The organism is Streptomyces sp. NPDC001532 (assembly GCF_040298625.1).
Classification (GTDB): domain Bacteria; phylum Actinomycetota; class Actinomycetes; order Streptomycetales; family Streptomycetaceae; genus Streptomyces.
Map to the genome: position 1 here is coordinate 1 of NZ_JBEPAL010000064.1, position 8,873 is coordinate 8,873.

The 8,873-nt window shown below is 69.4% G+C and carries 7 protein-coding genes and 2 pseudogenes; 6 read left to right on the forward strand and 3 right to left on the reverse strand.

Features of this window, described 5'->3' with window-relative positions:
- The 4 genes and pseudogenes from ABT232_RS35835 to ABT232_RS35850 form a co-directional block, all read left to right on the forward strand.
- Positions 1-456 (forward strand): hypothetical protein (locus ABT232_RS35835; RefSeq protein WP_351848283.1); only part of this gene is annotated, 456 nt, incomplete at its 5' end.
- 1,476 nt (positions 457-1,932) lie between these two features.
- Complete coding sequence (locus tag ABT232_RS35840; protein ID WP_351848285.1) at positions 1,933-5,043, forward strand: tetratricopeptide repeat protein; 3,111 nt, start codon at positions 1,933-1,935, stop codon at positions 5,041-5,043.
- 292 nt (positions 5,044-5,335) lie between these two features.
- A complete protein-coding gene (locus ABT232_RS35845; RefSeq protein WP_351848288.1) occupies positions 5,336-5,986 on the forward strand; it encodes an MOSC domain-containing protein in 651 nt (216 codons plus the stop codon).
- 58 nt (positions 5,987-6,044) lie between these two features.
- A pseudogene (locus tag ABT232_RS35850) lies at positions 6,045-6,194 on the forward strand (IS982 family transposase); the annotation flags it as partial.
- Positions 6,195-6,250: 56 nt separating this feature from the next.
- Here ABT232_RS35850 and ABT232_RS35855 read toward each other — a convergent pair.
- Positions 6,251-6,757: a DUF6415 family natural product biosynthesis protein gene (locus tag ABT232_RS35855; protein ID WP_351848290.1), complete on the reverse strand. Its 507-nt coding sequence runs from the start codon at positions 6,755-6,757 to the stop codon at positions 6,251-6,253.
- A gap of 80 nt (positions 6,758-6,837) precedes the next feature.
- On the opposite strand from ABT232_RS35855, the pseudogene ABT232_RS35860 reads away from it, so the two are divergent.
- Positions 6,838-7,293: pseudogene (locus tag ABT232_RS35860) on the forward strand (alkyl sulfatase dimerization domain-containing protein); the annotation flags it as partial.
- A gap of 224 nt (positions 7,294-7,517) precedes the next feature.
- On the opposite strand, the gene mscL reads toward ABT232_RS35860, so the two are convergent.
- On the reverse strand, positions 7,518-7,958 hold the full coding sequence (gene mscL / locus ABT232_RS35865) for a large conductance mechanosensitive channel protein MscL (protein WP_351848293.1): 441 nt from the start codon (positions 7,956-7,958) through the stop codon (positions 7,518-7,520).
- A gap of 25 nt (positions 7,959-7,983) precedes the next feature.
- Positions 7,984-8,268 (reverse strand): N-acetyltransferase, encoded by a 285-nt coding sequence (locus ABT232_RS35870; protein ID WP_351848338.1) that lies wholly within the window; start codon positions 8,266-8,268, stop codon positions 7,984-7,986.
- A gap of 208 nt (positions 8,269-8,476) precedes the next feature.
- On the opposite strand from ABT232_RS35870, the gene ABT232_RS35875 reads away from it, so the two are divergent.
- Positions 8,477-8,848 carry a hypothetical protein gene (locus tag ABT232_RS35875; RefSeq protein ID WP_351848296.1) on the forward strand — a complete coding sequence of 124 codons (372 nt, stop codon included), beginning with the start codon at positions 8,477-8,479 and terminating at the stop codon, positions 8,846-8,848.
- The last annotated feature ends 25 nt before the right edge of the window (positions 8,849-8,873 follow it).

Here is an 8,873-nt window from a genome sequence, read left to right on the forward strand (position 1 = left end):
TTCGGGCAGGTCGCACGGCAGGCGCCGGGCTGGTTCGAGGAGAAGGTCAGCCCGTCCATGGACGGCTTCGTGGCGCTGTGCAGGACGCTGCTGACGGACGCGGATCTGTCGGCCCTCCTCGACTGGAGCGTGCTGGTGCCGTACGCGCTGGATGAGGAGATCGTGCTTCCCGTCGGCACCGCGTACTCCGGCGAGGAGACAACGGTCGCCGGGGCCTCGCGGGTGCTCGCCCTGGCCCAGCGGCTGGCCGATGCGGTTGCACTGCCCGTGGACGCGATACCGGCGGGCGAGAACCTCGCACTCAGCCTGTGGTTCCTCGACGGCGGGGCGGAGCGGACCGCCCGGGTGCGGCCGGGACCGTGGGCCGAGGACCGCGACGCGGCGTTCTACGTGGCACTCAACCTGCGCGCCGCGCAGCACTCCCTGCGGTACGGCTGCCCGATGACCTACTCCTGAGCCACGGCGGCCGGAGACGTTGTACACGGGCTCGGACCAGGGCCGTGTCCGCCACGCTCCCGGGCCCGTGTCCTGCCCGAACACCGCCGCGTTACGTCGCTCCCGGGAATCCGACAACAGCGCTGTGCGCGCCCGACCGGGAAGGGCGTCCTCCGCTCCGGCCCAAGGCGTGGCGCGAGCCCGTCGGAGGGCACTAAGAGCCCGTAAGCCTTATTGGCCGGCGAAGGACAGCTCAAGCGCCCACGGCACGCCGTCGCTCCCTTCCGACGGTCAGCGAGAGTGGGGTGCTGTTCGAGGGCGACGACCTGGGCAAACGGCTGGAGCGGCAAAGCAACTGGGCACCTGGGCGCAGCTTCTTTCCGAGCAACAGGAGCGGCTGTCCACGCTGGACGTCAAGCCGCTTGAGGCGCCGTCTCCCGCCCCGGTCGCCAGGCGCGCGGCGAACAAGTCCAGGGCAAGGCACAGCAGGCGTTCCAGCGAGGTCCTGCGGCTCTCGCTCTGTGGGTGGAGCGAACGACAACGCCCTTCACCAACCAGACGACCCCGCGCTCTCGAACTGCCGACCACAAACCGTCCCCCGGCAGTCCGCTTCCCGAGGATTGCCGGCAACCACCAGCGGAGCTGGGGCCGTGCCAGCCCTGGCGCGATTGGTCAACCGCCAAGGATTCCGTTGGGAAGCAGGGTACTGATCGAGTTGCTCGGGTTGGACAGGCCGCCGCCACCCGAACTGCCCAGGAGGGGGTCAAGGACGCCCCCCAGGACAGGGAGGCCATGGCCGTGAACAGCAGGCGCGGGGGCGGGGGCGGCCTGTGCGCAGGGGGCTGCACGCAGCCACTGGCACTCCCCCACTCACCACAACACCACAAGCTGATCAGTGCAGGCCAGAGCACCAACTACTGATCAGAAAAACCGCTCCTGAACACCGCTCGCCGCGCAGAGCTCGGCATGGACTGGGCAGGCCCGGCACCAGCCGGCCAGGCCGCCGCGGCACGGCCCGCCCTCTGACCACTCCGCCGTTCTACAAGAGCTGCTGGAATGGCGGACAGAACACGTAGCCCAGGGGGACAATGCGAAGCGGCGAGCCGTCAGCCGTTTGATGGCGGACATGCCGGGGCGAGGGGGATCGCTGTGTCGCGTGGAGGAAGAATCACTGTCACTGTGCTGGCGGTGGTGGGCATGGTGTCTACGCCGCTGGTCTGGCTCTTGGACAGCCCCGGTGCGGGGCAGTTCGTCGGGGCTACCGTCCAGGCCGCTGTCGGCGTTGCCGCCCTCGTCTGGGCCCTGTTCCAGCGTCCGTCCTTCGCTGGTCCCGTCGACAGGGCCGTCCGGACCGGGACCGCTAGCCGCGGTGGCGTCACCGGCATCCGGCGGCCCCGCGGCCGGGGCCGTGGCTTGGCCACGGCCGAGCGGACCGGCGATGCCAGCGGTGAGAACTCCGTCTCCGGTATCGACTACTCGAACTAGAGGTCCGCACCCATGGCGAAGGCACCGGAAAGGGCTCGGGAGGAGCCCGAGCCGAAAGTGACCGTGACAGGCACGGGCAACGCCGAGAACACCGGCGATGCGATAGCTGTAACCGGCTACACCGGCCCGGCCCCGGGAACCAGCTCGCAGTCCCCCGTCTCGGTCCACGTGTCCGGTACCGGGGACGCGGTGGCTATCGACGGGTTCGCTAACAGCGGCTACGTGGACAAGGTGATCGTGCAGCGTGCGCCCCGGGAACCAGCCTCCTGGCCGCACCGGGTCGGAGTGATCCCGTCCAAGGCCCGGTCGTTCCAGCACCGCAAGGAGGCGGGCCGGCTGAGTGCGGCGGTCGAGGCCGGGGGCACCGCCGTGCTGTCCCAGGTGCTGACCGGGATGGGTGGGGTCGGCAAGACCCAGCTCGCCGCCGACTACGCCCGCGCAGCTTGGGATGAGGGCGCTGTGGACGTCCTGGTGTGGGTCACCGCGAGTGCCCAGTCGGCGGTGGTGAGCGCGTACGCGCAGGCCGGCGTCGAGCTGTGCCGGGCCGACCCCGAGCACCCCGAGCAGGCCGCCAGACAGTTCCTGGCCTCGCTGGCCCACCGGCCCGGGCAGCGGCCGTGCCGGTGGCTGGTGGTCCTCGACGACGTCGCCGACCCCAACGACCTCATCGTCCACGCCGGCGATACCGGCAGCCGCTTCAGCTTATGGCCACCTGCCAGCCCGCACGGCCGGACCCTGCTCACCACCCGCCGCCGCGACGCCGCCCTGTTCGGAGACGGCCGCAAGCGCATCGAGGTCGGCCTGTTCACCCCTGACGAGTCGCTCGCCTACCTCACGGCCGCCCTGCACGCCCAAGGCCGCAGTGAGCCCGCCGACCAGCTCACCGCCCTCGGCGTCGACCTCGGGCACCTGCCCCTGGCCCTGGCCCAGGCCGCCGCCTATCTCATCGACTCCAGTGAGACCGCCGCCGGCTATCGCACCCTGCTGGCCGACCGCGCCACGAAACTCGCCCACCTGGCCCCCGACTCACTGCCCGACGAGCAGGCCACCGTCCTCGCCGCCGCATGGTCCCTGTCCATCGAACGCGCCGACACCCTGCGCCCTGCCGGCCTGGCGCGGCCCATGCTCCACCTGGCCGCCCTGCTCGATGCCAACGGCATTCCCCAGTCCGTCCTGACCAGTGAGCCGGCCCGCGCCCACCTCGCCGCGCACCGCACCGCAACCTGCCCCGTCCCGGAAACGAGTCCTGTCTCCCCCAGGGACGCGGTGGGCGCCCTGCGGGCACTGCACCGGCTCAGCCTCGTCGACCACCAACCCGACACCACCCTTCAGCCCGTCCGCGTCCACCAGCTCATCCAGCGCGCCACCCGCGACACCCACACCCCCGACCAGCATGATCAGACCGCGCGCACCGCCGCCGACGCTCTGCTCGCCGTCTGGCCCGACAACGAACGTGACACCGACCTCGCTCTGTCCCTGCGCGCCAACTCGTATGCCCTTGTTCGGCATGCCGAGGACGCTCTGTGCCGGCCCGCCGACGGTGCCCATGTGGTGCTGTTCCGCGCTGGGACCAGCTTGGGGGCCACCGGCCATATCACCGCTGCCGTGGACTACTACGAGCGTCTTGCCGACACCATCCGGCACCGTCTGGGCGGCAAGCACCCGGACACCCTGATCGCGCGCCAGAACCTCGCTCATTGGCGAGGCCGGGAGGGGAACGTCACCGATGCCATCGCCGAGCTGGAGGCGGTGCGGGAGGACATGGCCTCCGTCTCGGGGGAAGCCAGTATCACCACCCTCACTGCGCGCGCCAACCATGCCTACTGGCGGGGCGAGAACGGGGACGCAGCGGGCGCCGTCGCTGATCTGGAAGTACTGGTGGAGGAGATGAACCAGTCACTAGGCCACAGCCATTCCCACACCCTGACCGTCCGCTACAACCTGGCGCTTTGGCGGATGAGCACGGGGGATGTCACTGGGGCCGTCACCGACCTCGCACGGCTGATTCAGGAAATGACTGAAGCGCTGGGGCCCGACGACTACCGCACGCTCCTCGGCCGCGGCACCCTCGCCCGGTGGCAGGGAGAGCTGGGGGAAGCGGCGGAGGCCACTGTCATCCTGGAGCAGGTGGCGCAGAGAATGGGTCAAGTCCTCGGACCGGTCCACCCCCACACCCTCACTACCCGTCAATACCTCGCGATCAACAAAGAGCTGGAGGGAGACACGGCCGGGGCCACCGTGACCTTCCAGCACCTGCTCACTGATCTCGAACGACTGCGCGACCCCGAGGACCCTATGCTCCTCACCGTCCAACGTCAGCTGGCCGACTGCCGGGGAGACGCGGGAGACGCAGCAGGCGCCGTGGACGCATTCCGGAAGCTACTCCAGACGACGACACGGCTTTTCGCTCCAGCCCATCCGGAGGTTGTCCTGGTCCGTCACCGCCTGGCTCACTGGCGGGGCATGGCGGGAGACGCAGCCGGAGCCGCCGATGCGTACAAGGAACTTCTGGCAGACCTGCTGAGCACCCTCGAACCCGACCATCCGCACGTCCTGGAAACCCGCTCTCAGATCGCTATCTGGCAAGATCAGGCGGGCGACTCGGCCGGGGCCGTCACCGCCCTGCGGGAGGCATTGAGAGACAAGGTCCAGCTCTTCGGCCCCGAGCACCCCGAGACCCTCGCCACGCGCGAAATGCTCGCCAACGCGCGGGCTATGGCGGGAGACGCGTCCGCAGCTGCGGACGACCTGGAGGAAGTCCTTGCGGTTCGCACGCGCCTGTCGGGCCATGACGCCCCCGATACCCTCGTCACCCGCCGCAACCTGGCCACCTGGCGGGGAAGGGCAGGCGATGTGGCCACCGCCACCGCCGCTCTGCGGGACGTACTGGCGGACTTCATCCGGGTGTTCGGCCCGCACCACCCCGAGACGCTTGTCACCCAGCACAACTTCGCCACTTCACGAGGCCGCTCGGGAGATCCCGCCGGTGCCGCAACAGCCCTCAAGGACCTGCTGGAGTCCATGACCGCAGTACACGGCCCCGAGCATCTTCATGTCCTCGCCACACGACGCAGCCTCGCCGAATGGCAGGAAGCAGCAGACCGGGCGACCGGGACACGCTGACCCGCTGCCCCAGCGCCTACCCCGCATCGGCCGGGTATGCCTCAGCACAAATCGTCGGTGTGTGAACCGGTGCACCCGATGCACCGCACCAGCGCACAATGAACCTTCACGTGGTCGTCACTGATGTTCGTCACCGAGCCATCATCCGCTTCGCATCCACCAGACCGGACTGCGGAGCACGAAGGCGCCTGCCTCCGCACCGGCTTCTCAAACACGGCCTAGATGATCGGTTCCAAAGGGTTGGCGGGGAAATGAGTCGCCCTGGCGTGCAGAGGATCGTACTGTCGCGCGCGTGAAGCTGCTCTCCGTCAATATCGGCAAGCCCCGACCCAACCCGTGGAAGGGCCTCAGCGCGACGGGCATCGACAAGCGGCCTGTTGACGGCCCGGTTGCCGTCATCGCGCCCGGGCCCAAGGGCACCGGCGAGGTCGGTCTCGTAGGCGACCGCGTCTACGACGTGAAGCACCACGGCGGTTCCGACCAGGCCGTCTACGCCTATGCCCGCGAAGATCTCGACAGGTGGGAGGCCGAGCTGGGCGGGCCGCTTGCCAACGGCGTCTTCGGGGAGAATCTCACGACCCTCGGCGTCGACGTCAACGGCGCGCTGATCGGTGAACGTTGGCGCATCGGGCCAGACGTGGTCCTGGAGGTGTCGTGCGCGCGGATCCCATGCGCGACGTTCCAGGGCTGGCTGCAGCGAGAGGGCTGGATCAAGCGGTTTACCCAGGCCGCGGTGCCGGGAGCGTATCTGCGCGTGATCGAGCCGGGAGACATCCGGGTTTTCGACCCCGTCGAAATCGCTTACCGGCCCGACCACGATGTGACCGTCGCGCTTGTCTTCCGCGCGATGACACTCGAACCGGACCTACTGCCGCGCCTGCTGGCGGCTGACGCGCTGATCGAGGAGGGCAAGGAACTGGCCCGCAGACGCACGACCACATAGGTGATCGATTTCGGGACATCGTCTGCGCGCATGCGACGAGGGAGGCCGACGTCGGTGTGTGAAGACAGAGCTGGACTCCCTCGCGACCGCCCTTTACGTCACGACCGACAATCTACTGAAGGATTCACCGCAGCTCGCCCCCTGGCGGCCGGCCGTGGGCATCGCGCCGCAGCTCAGCGATGCCGAGCTGGTCACCTTGGCGATTATGAGCCCCCGCGCCGCTCGGCGGGGCGCCGCTCGGCGGGGCGATGCCGGTGCCGCCGGTCACCTCCGGCTTCCCGCGGTGGAGCGGCCGGCCTCGGCGGAGCTCGCCCGCCGGTAGGCCTGGTAGAGCTGGTCGGCGTCCGTGCACGGGAGGTTCGCGTTCGCGTCGGCGTCGTCGAGGGCAGAACAGGTCCGGCAGCCCAGGCAGTGGTTCCACCACACAAGGAGGGCGGCCCGGCTCTCGTCGAGGACGTCGGGCTGCTCGTCGCTGAGATTCTCGTAGTGGTCGCACAGGGAGTCGACCGAGCGGGCGAGCTGCACAGCGTGTTTCACCCGCTGCGGCATGCTCCGGCCGGGCTCCAGGCGCAGGCGGGCACGCGCCCGCATGACACTCGCATAGGCGCAGGCCCGCGGCACGTCGTGCTCAGGCAGGCGATCGGCCAGCTCCTCGACGACGGGGACGGCGAGGATGAGGTGCCCGCGCAGCCGGAGCGTCAGCGTCTGCAGCTCCTCGTCGGAGGTGACTTCGGCGTCGCCCGCCAGCAGGCAGCGTGCAGTTTCGCGCAACACCTCGACCGCCAACGGCATCTGAGGCGCCACCAGGGGTGCATGGGCGCTTTGTGGCTTCAACGTGGCTCCTGCGAGGGGTGGCTGTACCTGCCGGGGTCGGCACCGGGCAGGTCGCCAAAGCCCGCGCCTACATCGAGCGGGGCGACCTCCGCTTCGCCGCCACCCTCCTCAACCACATCGTCTTCGCCGACCCCGGCGACACCGAGGCCACGGGATACCTCGCGGATGTCCATGACCGCCTCGGCCATGGCGCCGAGAACGGCACCTGGCGCAACTTCCACCTCACCTCCGCCTTGGAACTGCGCCACGGCGCGAACGCCACCCTGCTCGACACCGCCAACCCCGAGATGGCGATGGCGCTGACCACCGACATGCTCCTCGACTCCATCGCCGTCCGCATCGACGGCCCCCGCGCCTGGCACGAGGACCTCACGCTCGGCCTCGCCCTCACCGACGAGAACGCCCGCCACCGCCTCACCCTCCACAACGGCGCCCTCACCCACCGCACCCTCGCCGGCGCGCCCCGCACCCCCGTCGGCCTCACTCTCACCCTCACCAAGCCGCAGTTCCTCGGCGTCCTTGCGGGCAAGGGCGTCGGCGCATTACCACCGACGGCGACCCCGCCCTCCTCGCCCGCCTCTTCTCCAACGTCACGCAGCCCGACCCCGGCTTCCCGATCGTCACCCCGTAAGGCCCTGTCCCCGGGGTTTTCCGCTGCAACGGATGGCTACAGCTCCCGCGCCTTGAGACGCTGCTGTCACTCACCGGTCCTGGATGCCGCGGCCTGTGCCGGTAGGGCGGGGAGAGGGCTGGTGCAAGAGGCGCAGCGGCGTGCCTCGGTGGGTATCGGGCTGAGGCATTCGGGGCATTCGCGCTTGGGTGCCTGGACGTCGTGCTTGGGTGCGAAGCGCTCGTGCAGCTTGTTCACCGGCAGAACCACGAGGAAGTACAGCGCGGCGGCGACCAGAAGGAAACTGATCGTGGCATTGACGAACGCGCCGTAGGGAAATTCGGTCTTGCCGACGGTGAAGGTCTTGCGGCCGAAATCGCCGGTGACCCCGGACGCCAGTCCGACCAGCGGAGTCAGAAAGGCCCGGACGAAGCCGTTCACGACGGCGGTGAAGGCCGCGCCGATGACAATGCCGACCGCCAAGTCGACGACATTGCCACGCAGGATGAAACTCCGGAAACCTCTCACTCGTTACTCCTCCGTCCGTGTCCGCTCAACCACCGAGAGGGCCAGCGGCAGCCGACAGCACGTGGGGGCAGCTCGTCCCGGCGACTGCCTCGGGCACGCGCATCCGCCGCAGCAGATCACGGGTGAGGCGACGGTCGAGCGTGGTGCGCCAGGTGACGCCCGGATACCGCGAACGCAGATGCGAAAGCGCCCTGGTACCCAGCCAGCTGTCACAGAACGGTTCGTCGAGGATCACATCGGTGATCACACCCTCGGCACACCGATCGCACGTCCGGTACGTCACCCGCCCGACCACCTTGCGGATGTGCACCAGCAGCAAACAGTCCTCACCCTCCCCCTGGACAGCGGGAGATGACAGCAGTTCGATGTCTCGGTAGACCAGAAGCCGGCGGTGCCACCTGCCCCGGCGCCGTCCGGAGCGCCGGTGCCGTCCCCCAGCCCGCCGGTGAGACGCCCCCACCCGCAGTCCGGGCGATCGTCCGTGAGCGGCGGCCATGGCAAGTGTCTGGATTCCTTGCATGCACTGGCGCGTGCCCCGATATCGCTGTCCCAAGCGGGCCCCCGCGCTGCCGGGCCCGCGGCTCGTCGACAGCACCGGTGTCCATCTGCGGCGGCTGCGAGACGGTGTGATCAGTCCGGGCGTGGGTAGCCGGGCGCACATGTTCAAGCACCGACGTGTACGGGTTATGTGCGTCCTGCTGATCAGCTGGATGGCTTTGGCTGCCGTGGAACGGTGGGCGGAGCAGTCGCCTTGGCCGACAGCAGCACTGAAAGGCCTGCTGTGGTCCTGCGTGGTCGCCGGTATCTGGTGGTTCGCGGAGATGACGCAGGCGCGCCCGCTGTCGAGCGCCACCGGCACACGAAACGGGCAGGCCCACTCCGAGCAGTGAACCGAAAGGAGCCCCGGGCAGCGGC